Raw genomic sequence first — 19,581 nt, 5'->3', positions numbered from 1 at the left:
CTACAAGTAGATTATAATGATATATATTACCCTTGTAAATTATATCATAAATTATTTACGACAGAAGGTTACATTTTATGACAGCATTTTGGAATGTAATAGGGCTTCTGCTAATATACGTTCACTGTTATTACGATCAATGTAGGTGAAAATTTGGTCTTTACGATTAGATACTTCATCTTTTTCTTTAAAATTAGCACTAATATATCCTTCAAGAGTGTCTATTAAGTCATGTTGTGTATGAACGATATCACCTAAAAACGTTTCATCTCTCGGCCTTAACATTCCTTTAGAAAAGAAATGCCTGAAATCAAAGTGATAAAATATTATTGGCTTTTCCATAAAATTAAAATCAAAAGATACACTGGAGTAATCCGTAATCATTAGTTTGCTTGTTTTTAATAGATCTTGAACTTTTTCTTCACCAGCTTTTACAATCCGAACATTAGAAGGGATTTCTAAATCAAGCTCTTCTAAATATTGTTGCATTCTGTAATGCAAGTAAAAATCTAACTTTAATTGATGTTGTTCTAAAATCTGATTTAAACGCGGGTCTTGTATAAGTGATTTGTATCTTTGAAAATACTCAGACTCCTCGAATTTCTCCTTCGTCGTTAGCCATTCTCTCCAAGTTGGTATTAATAGTATCTTATTCTCTGTTTTATAACTAAAAAGGTTATCAAACCTTGATAAGCCTGTCACCCTAACTTCGTTTTCATCATAATGGAATTCATCTATTACCATTTTCTTTTCATCTTCTGAACTAACACAGAAAATATCAAACGGATATTTATAGTAGGTTTTATGGTACTCTACATTTTTTCTACCTAAAACACCATGCTGCAAAAATACTCTTAAACCATTACGGTAATTCTTCATATCTTTATTTTTAAATGGCAAAATATATTCGATATCATGAGAACAGAAAAACGCATTTGCTTGTAAACTTTTTTCAACATGTTCTTCTGTACCTATAAATAATACATTACCTAACGGCAACACGTTTTCTACATCTTTTGAGTCTTTTTCAATCACATAATATACTTCTCTCTCCGGATAATTTTCACGTAAAAACTTAAAAAAGTGGTATCCCGTATCCTGAGCAGTATCCGGTCTTTCTCCTACAATCCAGATGTCATTAACCGATTCATCACTTTCATTTATCTCATGTAATAAATCAATAAATTTATTTGATTGTCTATAAGACTCAACTTTTAAATTACCGCTTGGTGTTATCGTTAAATATATTTGAATCGATTTATCGTGACCTTTTATTATACTTTTGGTTAAATAATCATCTTTAAAATATTCGAATTCCTCAAAGCCAAGTTTTACTTCTTTTACATAAGTATTTGACGTAATTCGAACAAACACATCGACAATTTCTTTAGGTTCATGAATTAGTTGTTCTAAATCATTAAAAGGAACTCCGATGTCTATATTCGGCACACTTTGTTCATAAGCTAACTCTTTATCAGTCTCTCGATTCCTTAAAATCAATTCTAATTGTTGATCTTGAATATCTATTTTTGATCTTCTTTCTAAATAGGCCTCTCCTTTAATAATTAACTGTTCATTCTCAAACTCAGCATAAGTTAATTGATTATTAATAGGAGCCGGTATCGAACGAAATGATAATCGATTATTTGCCGTAATATAAAATTCCATTTGAAATAATTGATCACCACTAATTTGTTCAATCATGGTATCAAACTTAATTTGCTCATCAGATGACTTTAAGCGAATTAATAACCGATTTTCTTCTAGTACATGTTCTATAAAGACATCATAAATATGATATTCAGTTTGATATAAGTCTAATTTATTAATAGGGCAGTCGAAGTAGTAATTCCCTCTTTTGTATTTAAGCGATACAGGATATAAAAGTTCTGTATTTGCATCACGTTCTTTAAATACTAAGTTTGTCTCGTTAGTAAATTGCAAGTCACTTCTGATAATCCCCTTTATTCTATTGCAATCATTATTAATCTTAAGATCTTCTAATTTTGCAGTTTTAGACTTAGCCTTTATTGAAAAAGAATATAATTCAGTTTGATAAGGTTTATATTCCATTGCACCCTTTAGATAATGTGGTAAATAGGCTACACTATCACTAAAATCTACGTTCTCAATTAATTTGACACGGAATTCATAATAAGAAGATTCTTTTTTAATACTAAAATAAAAATCAAGTGTTCTATTTTTCTTTGGTAGATCGTCGTAAGGTATTTCAACACTCCACTTTGAGTCTGAGTTCCACCTAATTAAATAGACATTAGAACGTGTCTTTTCTCGCTCTCTCATGACAAAATATATTTCGTCAGGCTTATATAAACTTAGTAATTGATCATTAACTCTTCCTTGTACTAACATACCGTTTTCTTTCTTTTGAACACTTTCAACCGAATTAATTAAGTGATTGATATTCATTGAACTAAATTCATATGATTGATCCAAAACAAACTTATGGTGTTCATCCTTAGATGGGGTTAATACAAACCCTTCACGAAATACTTTTTGAGTATGTAGTAATGACCTAACAGACTTAGAAGTTTTGACATTATAGACGTTAACTTTGAAGAGGTCCTTTTTTATAATTTGTAGATACCAAGATTGCTCTTTAGCCTTTATATTTTGAATGAATTCCTTTAAATTAAATGTAAACTGCAACTCATTATCTTGGTCTAAATAAACAATGGATTCAACAGGAATAGTGAATTCCTCTGAACTTTGATCTGTTGTTAAAAATTTTAAAGACGTATTTTTTCTTGAGAAAGATGGTAAGTCCTTATCAATCTGAATGTTGATCGTAATCTGACGATCATCACTTTTCAATTGAGTCATACTTAGAGTCCCATAATTATAAGGCGAAATTGCTTTTCCAATATTCTGGATGACGTTCATACCGAATACTCCGTTTCGTTAAGAAATGATTTTATCCATAATTGTATATTAAAAAACTACTTTTTAAAATCCTACCTACTTTACTTAAGAGTAATTAAATAGAGCTTTTAACTTTTGGCTAAATGGTTTTTTATTAGGTTGCAACAATTTTGCCCATTGTTTCACAAAGCTTTCATGACTATATTTACGGTCAACTTGGACATCAAATTTCTTATCCACAGCCTTTAAAATATATTCCGACATTTCCTCAACATTTTTAGGTTCTACTAAAAAGCCAGACTTGTCATGTTCAATCATTTCATTTGGGCCATATTTTATATCATAACTTATAACTGGGCATCCATTTACTAGACTTTCTAGAACAACTAATCCAAAACCCTCATATTTACTTGTAAATAAAGAAGCTTGTGCACTTTGAAATACTTGATCAGGGTTATCTGTCCTACCTTTGAATACCACTCGTTTATGAAGGCTCAGTTCATCTCTAAATGATTTCAGTTCATCTAGTAAGTCACCTTCACCATAAACTTCTAAATATATATCTTTATTTTTCTTTGCTGCTAATGAGAAAGCTTTCATCGCATGGTTAATTCGTTTATTCCCATCTAATCTTCCCATTATGACAAATTTATTCTTATCTCGCGTTTCTGTTGGTTCACGTGTTAAAGATATACTATGCGGGATGGTTACAGTATTGTCAGTTACACCTGTTACTGATTCCCAGTTCTTCCTTTGTTCCTCCGTTAAAAGCACTATTCGATCTGCTTCTTTGGCATGCTCTTTTAAATATTTAAATGATCCTCTAAGTTTCTCAGGTTTATTGAGCTCATGAAATGTCGAATGTTGTAAATAGATCTTCTGACAGTTATGAATATCTGCTTCATTAAGCGGTTGATCTAGTTTTCGCACGTCACAAATGACATTGCTGTTAGATTCAATCATCTTTTCAAAACAAAATTTAATAAATTCACTTTCATCTTTAAAGAACTGACTATTTTCACCATCAAAATAAACAACGTGTTTAATATTATTCTTATCAGTGCCATCATATATTCTATTAATAAACGGACTTCCGCTCTGAGTATACATGATTTCTTGAGTCTTGTTTAATGAATTTGGTACATAATGAATTTCCCTATATAAATAGCCTTTTAGGTCATAATCTTTTCGCATGATTCTGACACTTGAATTTGGTGATATATAATCAATGTAATTCAGCTGCCCACCTGTGTGAGTATAACTTTTATACATAACATATATACCATCTTTAAAGTAACGGTAAGCATTCTTTTTTTTACTTACCTTTTGCACTTCGTACCCTTCTTCTTCTACAGGGTGCTTTTGTGTAGGTTTAGGTTCTTCATTCCCTCTCAAAAAATCATAAATATTCATAAATCTCACATTCTGTGGTACATAGTGTTTATTAACATATAAATCATAAATTTCCTGATAATTAGATTTGAAATTTGTTGAAATTAACGTAAAATCAAAATCTTCGTTTTCCATTAATAGTCTCGTTCTATTTAACAACGCTTTCGTTCTACCACCAAATGTAGGTGGTAAGGTTGAGGTCACTACATAATTCAATTGCTTCACCTTCTTAAACTATAATTATTATTCATATTCATTAGTACCCTGTTTTTGATTAAAATATTCAGTATCATCTCTTATAATAAAAAGGCTTATAGCCATAAGCTATAAGCCTTTTTAACCATTTTCTTCAAAACGGGATTGTTCCATGAATTTTTTTCTTTGTTTTTTTGACATATTCTTATAATTTTCTAAAAATGCTTCATATTCGTTTAAAACCTCGTTAGTTTCACCATACATCCTAACTTCCCCAAATTCTAACCATAGCACTTTTTCACAGAATGTTTTCATTTGACCCAAAGAATGACTGACAAAGAACATTGTTTTTCCAGCTTCTTTAAATTCTTGCATCTTTGCTAAGCTTTTTTCAGCAAATGCTTTGTCCCCTACTGATAATGCCTCATCAATGATTAATATATCTGGATCTACATTGACTGAAATCGAAAAACCTAAACGAGATTTCATTCCACTAGAGTATGACTTTACGGGTTGGTCAATAAATTGACCAAGCTCAGAGAATTCAATAATATCATCTTCTAATTCATTTATTTCTTTTTTACTGAAACCTAACATCAATAATTTAAGTTCAATATTTTCTCTACCCGTTAATTTTCGGTCTAGACCAATATTGACCGCAATTAAAGCAGCTTGACCTTTAACTTCCACTTCTCCGGTTGTTTGCGGAATTACTCCAGCTATAATATTGGATAAAGTTGATTTACCAGATCCATTAACGCCAACAAAACCGACAATGTCACCTTTATCGGCTTCAAAAGATACGTTCTTTAGTGCGAAAAAGTCTTTTCCATACGATTTACCTGGAATCAACAGATCTTTTAGCCTTTCCATTTTACGACCATAAAGTTTATATTTTTTGGATACATTTTTAATTTTTACTGGCTTTTCCATACTTGTCACATCCAATTAAATAAAGTCCACAAAGTGTCTTCTAAACTTCAAATGCAATCTCGATCCAATTATAAACAGCACTAATAATAATGACCAAAAATAAAGGGAATACTCCCAATTTTCTACAAAATACCAACCCTGGCCTAAAATCGATTGTCTATATCCCTCTATAATGTAGTAAAAAGGGTTGATTTGCATAATGGGATGCAACCAGTCCGGTAATGTTTTTAATGGCCATAGTATAGGTGAAAGGTACAATAACATCCTCATAATAGATTGGATAAACATTTGAACATCCTGTGCAATCGTTGCTAACGTCGATGTAATTAATGTCACACTAAATAATATGGCTAGAACACCAAACGTATAAATCGGTAATTGTAAAATGTATATCGACAAAGGGAATCCTATAAATTGCATGAGAATAAGAACTAAAACTAATAACAACAAGTGTGAGTAAAATTGGGCAAAAATAATATAATTTGGAATCACACTCATTGGAAAGTTCATTTTTGATAGTACTTTGATTTTAGAATAAATGGATTTAGTCCCTTTTAAAATCCCTTGGCTAATTAAAAACCAAACAACGATCCCTGCTAGCATCCATTGGAAGAAATCAACTCCTGCTACATCGTCTCTTCCTCTAATACCAAAACCAAATACGAACCAATATATCGCAATTTGTATACCAGGTTGAATAACTTCCCACGCCATTCCTAAATAATTGGCTGATGAGTTACTTTTTAATTCATATACTGATAATCTTCTGACTAAATGAAAGTATTGAAACTGTTCTTTTAAAACAGTTAGTGCAGATTTCATTTTGATTCCTTCTTTCTCCCCAAAGAATCTATGCTTATACAAACAAGTGGTATTATCTAATATTTTTCTTCAATATGCAAGGTGAGTCTAGTCCTAGTTATTATAAAATGTTTCAACTACCCTTTTAGATGCATAGCCATCTTCTAAATAACAGAATCTCTCATAAAACTCATTATAATACCCCTCAGGTATTCCATTGGCTTCAAGATGTTTAATTTGATTGATGACGTCACTTGTTGAAAACGTTAGCGGACCAGGGGCTTTGTCTTCAATGTCAAAATAAAAACCTCTAAGGTCTTCTTTATACTTATGTAGATCGTACACATAAAATATGATAGGTCTTTTTAGGTTCGCATAATCAAAGAATACCGATGAATAATCCGTTATTAACATATCCGAAATAATATAAAGATCGCGAATATCAACATAATCAGAAACATCGTAGGCAAATCCATTATAATCTGAAAGGTCTAGATTTTCAGAAATAAGATAGTGCATTCTTAATAAAACGACATAGTCATCTTCAAATTCTTGTTTCAACTTATCTAAGTCGAGCTTAATATCAAATTTATAATTCCCTACACTGTAATACTCATCATCTCTCCATGTTGGTGCATATAAAATAACCTTTTGGTTTAAAGGGATATTAAGTTCTTCTTTTATTTGTTCTACATCTTTTTGAGAGTGATTTATTAAATAATCATTTCTTGGATAACCACTTTCAATCACTTCACCATTAAAACCAAATGCTCTTCTAAAAATCTCTGTTGAATATCGATTAGGTGATACTAAGTAATCCCATTTTAATGACTCATTCAAAAAGTTCTTTTTATATTTTTCAGTACTAGTTCCAGGCATCCTAACTTCTTCAATATCAACACCCAAACGCTTCAAAGGGGTCCCGTGCCACGTTTGTATATAAACAGTTTTTTTAGGTTTGGGTAACCAATTTGGTAACCTAACATTATTAACCCAATACTTAGCACGAGGCATTAACCAAAACCACTTGAGTGTAAATCTCTTCACATACGGTAATTCCATTTCTTTAAATAAATCCGTGTGTCTTCGATCGACACTCCACCATAACTCTGCATCAGAATAATGATCCTTCATATATTCATAGATTGCTCTAGGGCTATCACTGTATTGTTTCCCGTGAAAACTTTCAAATATGACTAAATTACGTTGTTTTGGCAAGAACCCAACTAACTTAAATATAATTCGATACACTTTTTGAGCCTTTTTCCCTCTGATGATTTTTTTGATAAAATTCATGATTACCACCTAACAATTGATTGAAAGATATCTTATAATAGTTTTTAGTTTACAGGATAGGAGAATTAACATGTTGTCAAATCAGCTACATAATAAAATTAACTATATTCTTGGATTTTTGCTTTTCTATTTATTGTTATTTAACACCCTAGGTTTAATGACATTCGAGCCATTCAGACAATATGGGCGTATCACTGATCATTGGACACTTTATATTACAGTTATTATTTTACTATATTTATTCATTCAACAAAGAGGTTTAGATAAAAATTATTTATATATTTATATTGGAATATCACTAATTAGTATCTCATATATAATCACTCATTTATATAATCAAAATTTCCTTCATGATACCACTTTAGCTTATCAATTATTATCGTTTGCATTTATCTTAGCACTTATGAAAATTAACTGGACTAAAGAACATATCTTGGTTTTTGGTTACACGGCATTAATTATAACGATTCTTTATCTCACACATTGGATTATTGAAGGTAGACCAACAGAAAAATATATTGGTTTTTTCACTAATACTAACGTGTTAGGTGTCTTTTTATTTAGTATACTTTATTTTCAAGTTATTGCCATTAAGCCTAGTCATATCTTGCTAAAGCTTGCATTAATCCTAGGTAGCTTGGCTAACGTTTTATTAATTTATGTCTCGACAACTAGGTCGCTTTTGTTATGCATTGTCGTAATCCTTGCTTCGATGGGTATTTTAAAACTATCTAAGAAAATATTCTCATTACTTTTTTATTTCATCATGGCATTTAACTTTATATTTGTCATAGCTTATATTTGGCTAGATTCCACAAAGTATAAAAGTGGATTAAACGAGTGGTCACAAGAGCAATTTAGTAAAAACTTCTTTTCTGGAAGAGAAAATATTTGGGTTCCGTCGATTGAACACTTTAAAGAATCACCAATTGTAGGGCACTTTGTCGGTATAAGGCCGGTTGATTTCATGGAAGGTACGCACTATGTTCATACCCATAATATATATTTGCAAACACTTTTAGAAAGCGGGATTATTGGATTTTTATCGTTTATAGTTCTTTTGTATTTTATTTGGAAAACCTATTTAAAAAATTTAGATTCAAATATAGTACAATGGTCGGCTTCTTTCTTTCTAGCTTTATTAATCTATCAAAGTATTGGAATCTCATTTTTCCAAAATATACCGTCAATTGGCTTTTTACACTGGCTAATCATTTCGATCGGGGTTAGTTTAGCTGCTAAACGTACGGGGTGACTATTGTCACTTTTTGTAGAAATCACGTATAAAATTCTAACAAATTATGATATTATTACACTATCATTTCTATGTAACATATTTGATTTGGAGGTGAAGTGGCAGTAACTTGCATAGAATTAGTCGGCTTTTTATTGAGCAGTTTTATTTAAAATCTAGTAAACTATTAAAAATCAATTATATTCACATTACATTACCAAACACACAGTGTTTAAACATTAATTGGGGGAATTGTAAGTGAATATAAAAAAACAAGGAATATTGATTATTGTCTCAGCATTTTTAATAGCTACTTTAATGGCTATTTCAACAGTATATGCGGACAATAATTATGAAGGTGTAGCTCTGAAAGACAAGACACATGTCTATCAAGATAGTAGCCGTGATTCGAAGCAGTTAAAGAGCTATAGTCAAGGATCCATTCTTAAGTATAGAGACTATAACTCTAACTGGTATGAAGCTACTGTTATTTTGAACAATAAAGCCCATACTGGTTATATCCATAAAAACGATGTCGAAAATGCTGATCTAAATACTGAAAAACTAGAAGGTGTAGCTTTAGAGGGTAATACTCATGTTTTTTCAAGTGCCTCAACAGGGTCAGACCCTTTAAAATCTTATGGCAAAGGTACAATATTGAAGTATGAATCTTTTACTTCTAACTGGTATAAGGCGACTGTTTACTTGAATAACAAAGCTCATACTGGTTACATTCATAAAAACCATGTTGAGACAGCTACTTCTGAGCCATCTGATGAAGAAGGTGTAGCTCTCAAGAACCCTACTAGTGTTTTTGCAGAAGCGAATACTGGTTCTAAAAAGCTAAAGTCTTATAACTCTGGTAACATACTGAAGTTTGAAACCTATACTTCTGATTGGTATAAAGCTACGGTTATCTTAAACCACGAACCACATACTGGTTATATCCATAAAAATCACGTTGATCGGCTAATTAAAAACCCGACAGGTCTTAAAGGGGTTGCACAAGAATATACAACAATATATTCTAACCCTTCAGAGAACAGTAAATCTCTTAAGTCCTATTCAGCAGGCTCTATATTACAATACGAAACATATAGTAGTAACTGGTATAAAGCTACGGTTATCTTAAACCATGAACCTCATACCGGTTACCTACCTGCTAATAAAGTAGATAACTTAGTAGATAAACAAGAAGATTTAAGAGGTATCGCTATTAACGGCAAAACAAGTACTTATGAAAGACCTTCTAAAGATTCAAGCAAAGTTAAGACTTATAATGAAGGTTCTGTATTAATTTATAAGTCTCTAAGTCGAAATTGGCATGAAGCCGTTAATATTGTTAATGGAAAAAAGAAAAAGGTATATATTCCACGCAATCAAGTGGAAAATGCGTTTAAAGAACAAGAATCATTACAGGGAATTGCAGTTAAAGAGCCGACTAAAGCTTATTCTCAGGCTTCAAGAGAATCAAAAGTATGGAAAGACTATGGAAAAAATTCACCATTAAAACTTAAAACATTTTCTGAAAATTGGTATGAGGCTACTGTGATTGTAAACAGTAAGCCAAGAAAAGCTTATTTTCACCACAATGATGTAAGTAATGATGTATCATATGATAAAACACATTATGGTACAGATTTTGACAGAGCTGTTGAAATACAATACGATTTGGGCGGACATAAAGATGGTGCAGGTAGATATCGAGCATCAAGGTCTGACATTGCTAAGTATCTTAATTCTAATAATTACGAAAAAGGAACTAGGGAATACTTACAATTTTTAGTTCTGTCCTATCCATTAGGAATTAGTGGAAATGAATTAAATGAAAAAATGCTTTCTAGTAAAGGAACCTTAACCGGAACTGGAAATGCGTTTGCCCAAGGTGCAAATGACTATCAAGTTAATGAAGTTTATCTGATTGGACATGCTTTACACGAGACTGGTAACGGTACCTCTAACCTTGCACAAGGTGTAGAAGTTGGTAAAAATACAAATAACCAATTAAGAATCGTGACTGATAGTAATCGTGACAAGTTAAATGACATTAAGACAACTTTTAATATGTACGGAATTCATGCCTTTAATAGCTGTCCTACTGAATGCGGTGCTAAGAAGGCTTACAAAGAAGGTTGGTTCACTCCAGAAAAAGCCATTATTGGTGGTGCGAAATTTATCAGAGAAGAATGGATTGATCGAGGCCAAGATACGCTATATAAGATGAAGTGGAACCCTGATAATCCTGGAAGTCACCAATATGCAACACACATTAAATGGGCGGAACTTCAAACTTATTACTATGATTTATTTGATTTTGATGTTCAAATTTATGATATACCTGTTTATAAAAATCAGCCTCAAGAAAATGAATATTTAAGTTCAACTTATCCTAAAAATGTTACAGGTATAACGAATGTAAAACTAAGTTTAAGAAAAGGTCCTTCAACAAGTTATAGCAGAGAAACTGTGCTCGATAAAGATACTGAACTTGAACTATTAGGAAAAAGTGGCAATTGGTACCAAGTAAAAGTTAAGGACTCTTCGTTGGAAGGTTGGGTAGCAAGAGATGAAGGTGAAGAACTATATGCTACTGCGTTAAACCTATTACAAGCCGATGTAGCTCTTAATGTTCGAAAAAATGCTACTACATCTGCAAGTAAAGTTGGTTTATTGGAAGGTGGCCAATTCATTGCTGCTGTTTTAGATGATAACTCTAACCTGATTTCAAAGACAGCTGACGGTTATAAGTGGTACAAGATTTATTATAATGGAGATACAGCTTGGATAGCTGGTCATGAAATTGATGGTGAAGATTACGTGAATATAATTGAATAATTTGTTTACTAGATTAGGTAAGTAGCAATGCTACTTACCTTTTTTGTTACTTAAATGTCATTATATTTTAACTTGCTCACTTCTCTTAAAAGCATTAGAATATTAATTAATGTTATTACTTCAATAGAATATCGTGTAGGAGGATTTAAGTAATGAAAAAAGTTTTAACCTACGGCACATTTGATTTATTACACGTAGGACATATAAATTTATTGAAACGTGCGAAAGCACTAGGTGATTATTTAGTTGTGGCAGTCTCCACTGATGAATTCAATGCTATTAAGGATAAAAAGGCTTATTATAGCTATGAAGATCGCAAGTATATTTTAGAAGCTGTACAATATGTCGACGAGGTTATTCCTGAAAATGATTGGGGACAAAAAGTTAAGGACGTACAAGAACATGATATAGATATTTTTGTCATGGGTCATGACTGGGAAGGTGAATTTGACTTTTTAAAGGACTATTGTGAAGTCATTTATCTTCCAAGAACTGAAGGTATTTCGACAACTAAAATTAAAGATGATTTAAATAGTATTAAATAAGGAGAAGCTCTAAAAGCTTCTCCTTATTTTTTAACTCTTAAGTATATAAATAAACTGATTATGATTAATACAACTACTGCTGATATCATGACTATTTGGTTCATGTTGTTCTTTTCTTCAACTTTTTCTTCATTAGTAGTTTCTTCTTGTGATTGTTCAGTAAGCTGACTTTCATCTACCAGCTCAGAAATAGGTAACATGTAGACATTGGAATCCTGGCTACCGACTATAATGGTATCGTTAACTATAATGGGGCCAGATGGAGCCAGCGTCCCACCTAATTCTTTCGAGTTAATTAATTCCCCTGATTTAGTATCTACAGCATTAACAATACCTTTTACATTTGTAAAATAGACAACACCATCTTGTGCAACTGGAGGTGCTTTCATTACTTCATCTTTTAGTTCCCACAATTGTTCACCTGATTCTAAATCATAAGCATAAAAAGTTTTTGTAATGGGGCTTCCAACAAATACAGTACCTTTATAAATTATTGGTGCACCGGATTTATTGTTTTTTACCATGTCGCCTTTACCCAGGCTGTCTTTCCAAACTACTTCCCCACTTTCAGTATCCATTGCGTAAATCATATGATTTGGATCTTCATAACTTCCTTCTACTGCAGTTGTCACGACTATATTGCTATCAATAGCTGGTGGAACGTCATCCAATCCAGCAACGACGTTTTCAAACGAACGCTCCCAATCTACTGAATCATTTTCTAAATCATAAGAGTAAAATTTAAAAGGGGATGCTCCTCCTACATATAGGCTGTCATTGTAAATATTAGGTGACGACATACTAACTCTAGATCCGATTTCGACTTTTTTCTGAAGTTCACCTGTTTCTACATCGACTTTATACAAGTTTCGATCACCAGTTGAAATATATAGATTTTCATTATAATAAGCAGGTGTTGGCATGACTTCACCGTCAGTATTAAACTTCCAAATAATCTCACCAGATTCAGCATCTAAGGCCAATACACCACTTTCTCCGGTACCTCTAATTCCATTGTCTTGAAAAAAACGATTCCCAAAGCCTACAAAGACTTTACCATTATTATAAATCATTTCAGAGTGAATCCAATTTGGAGCTTGATTTCTCCATAATTCTTCACCCGACTTTAAATTAAATGCAAAAAGATCTCCAGAGTTATGGTTTCCAACAAACAACTTGTCTCCTACTACAACAGGCGTTGCTCTAATTTGTTCTGCAGTTTGCAATTGGCCAAAATCTAATGGTGATTCATCACTGTTAAATACAGCATTTTTATCACTGTTCAACCTATATTGATTCCATTCCTCAGGACCAAACTCTTCTGCAAAACTTGTCATAGGTAATAGTAATAAACATGCTGATAATAAAAGTGCTACTGTACGTTTCAAACTTGTCCCTCCTAAGATGATAATTACTATAATACAATAAATATGATATATTAAATTTATATGTATTTTATAATTTTTACAAGAAAAGGTGCTTTATGTTTAGAGAATTGCTTGTCTATATATATTTATTCCATATAAAGTTATGGTTTACAATATTTAAATTGTTCCCTATTCGCAAAAAAACAACATTTGTATCTTCTTTTGGTGATAATATTTATTATTCATGGGAACAAGTGGTTCAGTTAACTGACCATGAGGCAATTATATTAAACACCAATGGGACACATTATGATTTTGGTCACCAAAACCGGACAAAAATCTTAAATTTCCATCTACTACAAAACCCGATTTCATTTATTCGTGGTATTTACCATTTAGCTACGAGTAAGTTTGTCTTCATTGATAATTATTATGGATTTCTTTCCGCTACTTCATTTCGTGACTCGGTGAAATGTATTCAACTGTGGCATGCGAATGGTGCTGTAAAGAAATTCGGATTAGAGGACCCCTCTATTCGGTTCAGAAGTCGCCGAGCTTATGATCGTTTTTTGAAAGTTTATAATCGATTTCACTATATCGTGGTCGGATCGAAGAAGATGGAGGATATTTATAAAGAAGCCTTTGCTGCTAACGACCAGCAATTTTTAAGAACGGGAATCCCAAGAACTGATCTATTTTTTAATCAAGAATTGCATCAAGAAGTGAAGGAAAGTATTAAATTAAACTATAATATTCCAAACGACAAGAAGGTTATTCTCTATGCTCCGACATTTCGCGATACACAACTAAAACAGCATTCCATTAAGTTGAATATTAATAAGGTTTATCAGGAACTAAAAGATGATTACGTTTTATTGTTAAGGCTCCATCCAGCGATTTTGAAAAAGTATAATAATAATTATCCTGAGTTTATTATTGATGTATCTGATTATCCGGAACTCAATCATTTACTTTTTGTGTGTGATTATTTGATTACCGATTATTCGTCGATTCCATTCGAGTTTTCTTTATTAGAAAAGCCTATGATTTTTTATCCGTATGATTTAGAGGAATATGCTAAAACAAGAGGGTTTTGGGCTCGATATGAGGAATTAGTTCCAGGTCCCATCGCTAAGCAAACTGATGAACTAATTGATATTATTAAGAATCATGAATTTAACATGGATGACGTTAAGCGGTTTTCAAATGAATGGAATGAGTTTAATGATGGACAGGCTAGTGAGAAGCTTGTAAATGAAGTATATAAAAAATAAGGGAGTCCAGTTGTGAACTGGCTCCCTTATTTTACTTTTCCTCGATATGCTCTTGTAATAGAGTCTGAATTCGATTTTGTTCTTGATCTGATACAACATAGTAATAGATATTTTGTTCGGCAGATTCTGAATAGATCATTTGACCAGTTCCAGCAATTTCTTCTTTAACAGTCTCTTGCCTTGTTCCACGATAATCCATAAAGAGTTGCTGCATTTTTTCCATATCAACGTTGGTTTGAACGTTGGAACCTAAAGTGTCCAGGATGTTATCGACTTTTGTAAATGATTCAAAGGACATCGCTTCATCGATTAGTTCATTAATAATTTCTTGTTGTCTCGTATTGCGTCCTAAGTCACCGCGTGGGTCTTCTTTACGCATGCGCGAATAAATAAGTGCCTGCTCACCATTTAGTGTAATTTCACCTGTTGGGAAATGGTGCCCACCATGGCTGAATTCTTGATCGTTATTGACTGTAACACCACCAATAGCATCTACACCGTCTTTGAGCCCTTCCATATTAATTCGACTATAAAAATGAATAGTTGTATCTAGAAAGTTTTCTACGGTTTGAACGGCTAGTTCGGAGCCTCCAAATGCATAAGAGTGATTAATTTTATCTTCACCGTTTCCTGGTATATTCACCAAGGTGTCACGTGGAATGTTGAACATGAGCATTTTTTCAGTATCTGGATTTAATGATAATAAAATCATTGTGTCAGAACGGCCGTAATCACCCTCACGTTCATCAACGCCTAGTAATAGTACGTTGACCGTATCTTTATCACTTAAACGCGTTTCGACCTCTTCTTGCTTTTCTGAGTCAGATTCAAGAGGCGTATACATCGTCTCAACCGTTTCGTTTAATTTTACATATAAATAAATACCATAGCCGATTAGACCAAGTAACAGAACACCAATAATAATCCATATAATTTTCTTTTTACTTCCATGTTTTTGCTTTCGCTTTTCCTTGCGCGTTTCCATAAACAAAATCCTTTCATTAATAAACCTATAGAACAATTATATCTTAATTGGGCCTATAATAGAATGAGTTTTAGATTAGAATTCTATGAGAATAGACGATTGCTTAAGGAAAAAGTTTCATATATTTGTCAGATTACGCAAAAAACCTAGCCACGACTCATGTCGTCAGGCTAGGTTTTGGGGGGAGCTATTTTTTAATTTGAATGGTGGCTTTGTTGTAATTTTGACCGTTGTCCGTAGGGGTGTAGTTTTTCTCGACATTACCGGCTGGGTCAACAGCGAACCATTTAACTGTGGTGGTTTCATCTATGGTGAGGGTTTCAGCTGGTTCGCGGGTGCCGTTTAGTTGTAAGATGTTAGACTCGAACGTTGGGCGGCTGCCGTCTAGGGTGTAGTAAATGGTTGCGGGTTCGCTTGTTTCGAATTCGAGTTCAACTGGACCGTCGTGTTTGCCTTTGCCTGGGTTGATTTCTGACTTAGGTGGTTGATTGTCTTTTGAATGTTGGTAAGCGACTTCGAATAGGCCGATTAAGCCGTTGGCGAATTCCATGGCTTCTTCGTGGCCTTCCTCATATGGTGGCTGAAATCCGACTGGTTGCCAGCGTTGTTCTTCGTCGTTCCAAAGGTCAGCGCCGACTTCGAAGTTCCAGGTGTAGATGTCTTTTTCATACCACAGGTAGTCTGCGGAATTGCCGCCTGCTGAGTATAAAACATCTGGGATCGGGCCGGTTCTGCTTGGTAAGATGACGGTTCCACGGTGTTCTTTAATTTTATTTAAAATATGATTGGATGCGGCCCAATAGAATGATTCTTCTCCAGCAGTTGGTCTTGGTAGGGGTTCGCGATTTTCATCGTATGCGCCTGGTGACCACATGAAGTAACCACCGTAGCTGTGGATGTTCATCGCAAAATCGATATTGTCAAACTCGTCGGCTAACCAAACTAAGTTTTGTGATTCTGGTTCTGAGTGTTCTTCTGGTCCTGCGTAAACGGCGCTTGTACAATTAGTTGAGGCTCCGATGTAACCATCATGAACGGATCCGACTGAGTGGTTACGGTTCAAGTCAACGCCCCAGTAATGTCGTGCACCGAAGTCACTTAGTTCTTCTGGGCAGTGGTTGGTCATATTTTTACGTTGCCAATTGTAATCGTAAAAGCTGTAAGTCGCGCCATCTGGATTCACCGATGGGACTAAGAAAATGTCTAGGTTATTCACGAGCTGCTTCGTGTCGCCATCGTGAGCGTAGTTTCGAAGTAGGCGTTCGGCTGTTTCGATTGTGACGAGTGGGGTGACCCATTCGCGTGCGTGTTCTTGGGCGTAGCCGAGGACACCTGGTTTCGAGCCGTCGCGGTGTTTACCAATTCTAAGGGCTTTAACCGTTTGTGGCTCGCTTGAGATGTGTTCTGGTGCGCTTAACCCGTCTGTTAAGTCAGCAGATGTGGGCTGAGCAGTCCCTGTACCTGGGTAGCCGCGGTAGGTTGAAGCCGTCACGAGGTCGCCCGCTTCATTGTTCAGAGCGTTGATCACATCTTGTGCCGAACTTACGACATCTCCGTTTTCATCCGTTTCAAGTTGAACGGTAATGTTATCGCCTTGGACTGTGACTTGAAGGTCTGAGGCGTTTTCATCTGCTGTCAGTTCAATGGCAAGATCATTCCCGCCTTCATGACCCCAGTCGTTTGAGGTAACGACTACAGCTGAGTTCGCCGTCGTGCCCAGTGTCGCTTGTGCGTGGCGACGGTACCCATTAGTTTTATGAGGCATTTCAACGACTTCGACTAAGTCTGGAAACTCTTCACCCAGTTGTTCCATACGTTCGTTGAGCTCATGTGGATCCATATAGTGGTCGACGAATTCTGTAGCGTAATGTTTTTTCGGATTACCGGGCTTGTCTTCACCGAGCCATTCGGTAACATCCATCGTCACTTCGCTTCCGTGGTTGCTCGTGACGGTGACGTTTTCCGGAACGTCATCGATTGGCATGGATAAGTAATGATAGAGATACTCACCAAAATCCGATTTACGGTTTAATGAAATCGGGGTATCGTTACCGTTCCAATCAGCGGCTAAGCTTGTCCCAGCAAGCTCTCCGGCACTGGATTTTACTTCTAAATATAAAAACGTTTCCGATTGATTCGTAAAGAAATTCGCGCGTAAGAATTGAAGTTCCTCATCTTCCGCTTCAATTTCACTTTGCGTTTCTAACGTCTGCATGCGCTCGTCGACTCGTTCTTGCCACATATCTTCGTTGATAAGTGTATCTTTGACCGTGATGTCGTACTGTGCGAGTTTTTCAATCTCTGAATCTGTTACAACCGCATCGACCTCATACACGCCATCGTGCATCGTTGCGCGGTGAGTCAGGTCAATCCCTAACTCAAGTAGATGATCAAGCGCCTCCTCACCCGGCACTTCTAACTGTACAATCTGAGATGGTTCGTTCTTAATCTCAACAGGTACATCCTCCAATTCCGCCGAAACGGAAGGATCTTCGTTATTGATGACATATGTCGAACCAATGGCTAGTCCAACTGCAGACGTCAACAATAACCACTTAACATGTTTAATCTTTTTCAAACCTTACCACCTCCATAAGATTACCTTAATCTTACATCACTTTATCAGAATATTCAGTGAATAATCAGACTTAAAAAAGTGAAGTTTTTCGACATGAATTGACACAATAGGGCTATAGTAATGAATGTAGTGAAGAGGCTTATTTTATGTGGGGTGTGCAAGGTTTTCATAGGTAAATACAGTTCTTTATACCCTGAGTCAATAGAAGGGGGACGCAACATAAAAAAAAGCCAGCTATCCCCACAGCTGGCTCGCTCACACCTTTTACTCCCAGGCCTGGTTTTAAAGGTGTATTGCCAAGGTAAAAAAGAGTGATTGATTAAATGATCTTCCCCAAGACCACCATGGAATACCTGTTCCGACTAACAAATGAACCTTGGCACTAATTTTATACTACAAGAAAATTGTTTTGTAAAAGATACGAAAATGCGATTTTCTCTAGGGGAAAATCGCATTTTCTAATTAGTTTTGTGCAAGTTTGGTTAGTTTTTGGTAAGAAAATTTAAAAACGATCTTTTTTTGATAAAATGAAAAAAATTATAGCGACTGCCATGATGCCCGTGTGGTGCAGCCATGGCGCTAGAATAAGGCCTGTGAACATGATAGCTGTTGCGACACTCAGGGCGAGGCCTAACGTTTTTTGACCAAGCTTTACCAACGTCAACCCAAGCAGAAATAAACCTAGCGGAAAGAAGACTGCAAAAAATCCAACCCCCATTAGCTCAGGTTCAAATATGACATCAAACGTGACCTTACCCATATTTTCTAACATCGATAGCGTATGATTCGTCATCAGAAATGCCGCACCAATGATCGAAAGCGTGATCGCCACAACGCCCAGTGTCTTGTGCCCGACATTATTCAACAGTCCGAACAAACCGAAGATTAAGCACTGGAAGCCTATAATCAGACTATAGATTAATAGAATGTCACTCGAGCCCGTCCGCCCCGCTTCACCGAACGATAAGAGCGCCGGGAAGAACAGAAGAATCGCCCCCGCTGTTAAGCCGAACTTTTTAAACCAAGATATGTATGCCATCGTGTCACCTCGAGTCTATTATATTACTTTGGGTGGGTGTTGGCTAAAGTTTTTGATAGTTAAGGTGGAATTTTTGAGATGGATGGCGGAATTTTTAACTCTTATGCTGAAATTTTGATGAGCTTTGGTGAAATTTCAGCTCTAGTTGCTGAATTTCTCTGGTGTGCAGCCACCCTGCTGAAATTTTCTCGCTTGATCACGAAATTCTTATGACTGATGCTGAA

Annotated in this window: 14 protein-coding genes; 5 read left to right on the top strand and 9 right to left on the bottom strand. The window is 34.7% G+C overall.

Going from position 1 to position 19,581, the window contains the following annotated elements:
• Positions 1-75 precede the first annotated feature (75 nt).
• The 5 genes from EDC24_RS06740 to EDC24_RS06720 form a co-directional block, all read right to left on the bottom strand.
• Positions 76-2,904 carry a CDP-glycerol glycerophosphotransferase family protein gene (locus EDC24_RS06740; protein WP_124220965.1) on the bottom strand — a complete coding sequence of 943 codons (2,829 nt, stop codon included), beginning with the start codon at positions 2,902-2,904 and terminating at the stop codon, positions 76-78.
• 84 nt (positions 2,905-2,988) lie between these two features.
• The gene (locus tag EDC24_RS06735; protein ID WP_425455177.1) at positions 2,989-4,410 is read right to left on the bottom strand and encodes a glycosyltransferase; all 1,422 of its coding nucleotides are present in this window, start codon (positions 4,408-4,410) and stop codon (positions 2,989-2,991) included.
• 201 nt (positions 4,411-4,611) lie between these two features.
• Positions 4,612-5,403 carry a teichoic acids export ABC transporter ATP-binding subunit TagH gene (gene tagH / locus EDC24_RS06730; RefSeq protein ID WP_124220960.1) on the bottom strand — a complete coding sequence of 264 codons (792 nt, stop codon included), beginning with the start codon at positions 5,401-5,403 and terminating at the stop codon, positions 4,612-4,614.
• Between the two features lie 15 nt (positions 5,404-5,418).
• Positions 5,419-6,225 carry an ABC transporter permease gene (locus EDC24_RS06725; RefSeq protein ID WP_124220958.1) on the bottom strand — a complete coding sequence of 269 codons (807 nt, stop codon included), beginning with the start codon at positions 6,223-6,225 and terminating at the stop codon, positions 5,419-5,421.
• A 93-nt stretch (positions 6,226-6,318) separates the two neighbouring features.
• Entirely contained in the window at positions 6,319-7,500 is a 1,182-nt protein-coding gene (locus tag EDC24_RS06720) for a CDP-glycerol glycerophosphotransferase family protein (protein ID WP_124220956.1), read from the bottom strand.
• 70 nt (positions 7,501-7,570) lie between these two features.
• On the opposite strand from EDC24_RS06720, the gene EDC24_RS06715 reads away from it, so the two are divergent.
• The 3 genes from EDC24_RS06715 (at position 7,571) to tagD (ending at position 12,114) form a co-directional block, all read left to right on the top strand.
• A complete protein-coding gene (locus EDC24_RS06715) occupies positions 7,571-8,755 on the top strand; it encodes an O-antigen ligase family protein (protein WP_124220954.1) in 1,185 nt (394 codons plus the stop codon).
• A 261-nt stretch (positions 8,756-9,016) separates the two neighbouring features.
• Positions 9,017-11,569: an SH3 domain-containing protein gene (locus EDC24_RS06710; protein ID WP_124220952.1), complete on the top strand. Its 2,553-nt coding sequence runs from the start codon at positions 9,017-9,019 to the stop codon at positions 11,567-11,569.
• A gap of 152 nt (positions 11,570-11,721) precedes the next feature.
• On the top strand, positions 11,722-12,114 hold the full coding sequence (gene tagD, locus EDC24_RS06705; protein WP_124220950.1) for a glycerol-3-phosphate cytidylyltransferase: 393 nt from the start codon (positions 11,722-11,724) through the stop codon (positions 12,112-12,114).
• Positions 12,115-12,137: 23 nt separating this feature from the next.
• Here the strand turns inward: tagD and EDC24_RS06700 are convergent, their stop codons facing one another.
• Positions 12,138-13,502 (bottom strand): outer membrane protein assembly factor BamB family protein, encoded by a 1,365-nt coding sequence (locus EDC24_RS06700; RefSeq protein WP_245998002.1) that lies wholly within the window; start codon positions 13,500-13,502, stop codon positions 12,138-12,140.
• A 161-nt stretch (positions 13,503-13,663) separates the two neighbouring features.
• On the opposite strand from EDC24_RS06700, the gene EDC24_RS06695 reads away from it, so the two are divergent.
• Complete coding sequence (locus tag EDC24_RS06695; RefSeq protein ID WP_170158489.1) at positions 13,664-14,755, top strand: CDP-glycerol glycerophosphotransferase family protein; 1,092 nt, start codon at positions 13,664-13,666, stop codon at positions 14,753-14,755.
• Positions 14,756-14,786: 31 nt separating this feature from the next.
• Here EDC24_RS06695 and EDC24_RS06690 read toward each other — a convergent pair whose 3' ends face one another.
• From EDC24_RS06690 to EDC24_RS06680, 3 genes are all read right to left on the bottom strand, one after another.
• The gene (locus tag EDC24_RS06690) at positions 14,787-15,740 is read right to left on the bottom strand and encodes an LCP family glycopolymer transferase (RefSeq protein ID WP_124220947.1); all 954 of its coding nucleotides are present in this window, start codon (positions 15,738-15,740) and stop codon (positions 14,787-14,789) included.
• Between the two features lie 187 nt (positions 15,741-15,927).
• The gene (locus EDC24_RS06685) at positions 15,928-18,318 is read right to left on the bottom strand and encodes a M14 family metallopeptidase (protein ID WP_211342341.1); all 2,391 of its coding nucleotides are present in this window, start codon (positions 18,316-18,318) and stop codon (positions 15,928-15,930) included.
• 502 nt (positions 18,319-18,820) lie between these two features.
• Entirely contained in the window at positions 18,821-19,183 is a 363-nt protein-coding gene (locus tag EDC24_RS06680; protein ID WP_170158488.1) for a hypothetical protein, read from the bottom strand.
• 252 nt (positions 19,184-19,435) lie between these two features.
• Here EDC24_RS06680 and EDC24_RS15395 point away from each other — a divergent pair, with 252 nt between their 5' ends.
• Positions 19,436-19,570, top strand: a complete 135-nt coding sequence (locus tag EDC24_RS15395; RefSeq protein ID WP_281274501.1) for a hypothetical protein — start codon at positions 19,436-19,438, stop codon at positions 19,568-19,570.
• Positions 19,571-19,581 lie beyond the last annotated feature (11 nt).

Origin of the sequence: Aquisalibacillus elongatus (assembly GCF_003843875.1) — a bacterium.
GTDB classification, from domain to species: Bacteria; Bacillota; Bacilli; order Bacillales; family Alkalibacillaceae; genus Aquisalibacillus; species Aquisalibacillus elongatus.
Note: the sequence above shows the minus strand (reverse complement) of the source record. Positions and strands in the feature narration are given on the sequence as shown.

Coding starts and splice junctions, on each gene's coding strand:
- EDC24_RS06725 (WP_124220958.1), bottom strand. CDS start 6,225: ATGAAATCTGCACTAACTGTTTTAAAAGAACAGTTTCAATACTTTCAT.
- EDC24_RS06740 (WP_124220965.1), bottom strand. CDS start 2,904: ATGAACGTCATCCAGAATATTGGAAAAGCAATTTCGCCTTATAATTAT.
- tagD (WP_124220950.1), top strand. CDS start 11,722: ATGAAAAAAGTTTTAACCTACGGCACATTTGATTTATTACACGTAGGA.
- EDC24_RS06715 (WP_124220954.1), top strand. CDS start 7,571: ATGTTGTCAAATCAGCTACATAATAAAATTAACTATATTCTTGGATTT.
- EDC24_RS06720 (WP_124220956.1), bottom strand. CDS start 7,500: ATGAATTTTATCAAAAAAATCATCAGAGGGAAAAAGGCTCAAAAAGTG.
- tagH (WP_124220960.1), bottom strand. CDS start 5,403: ATGGAAAAGCCAGTAAAAATTAAAAATGTATCCAAAAAATATAAACTT.
- EDC24_RS06735 (WP_425455177.1), bottom strand. CDS start 4,410: ATGGAAAACGAAGATTTTGATTTTACGTTAATTTCAACAAATTTCAAA.
- EDC24_RS06690 (WP_124220947.1), bottom strand. CDS start 15,740: ATGGAAACGCGCAAGGAAAAGCGAAAGCAAAAACATGGAAGTAAAAAG.
- EDC24_RS15395 (WP_281274501.1), top strand. CDS start 19,436: ATGGATGGCGGAATTTTTAACTCTTATGCTGAAATTTTGATGAGCTTT.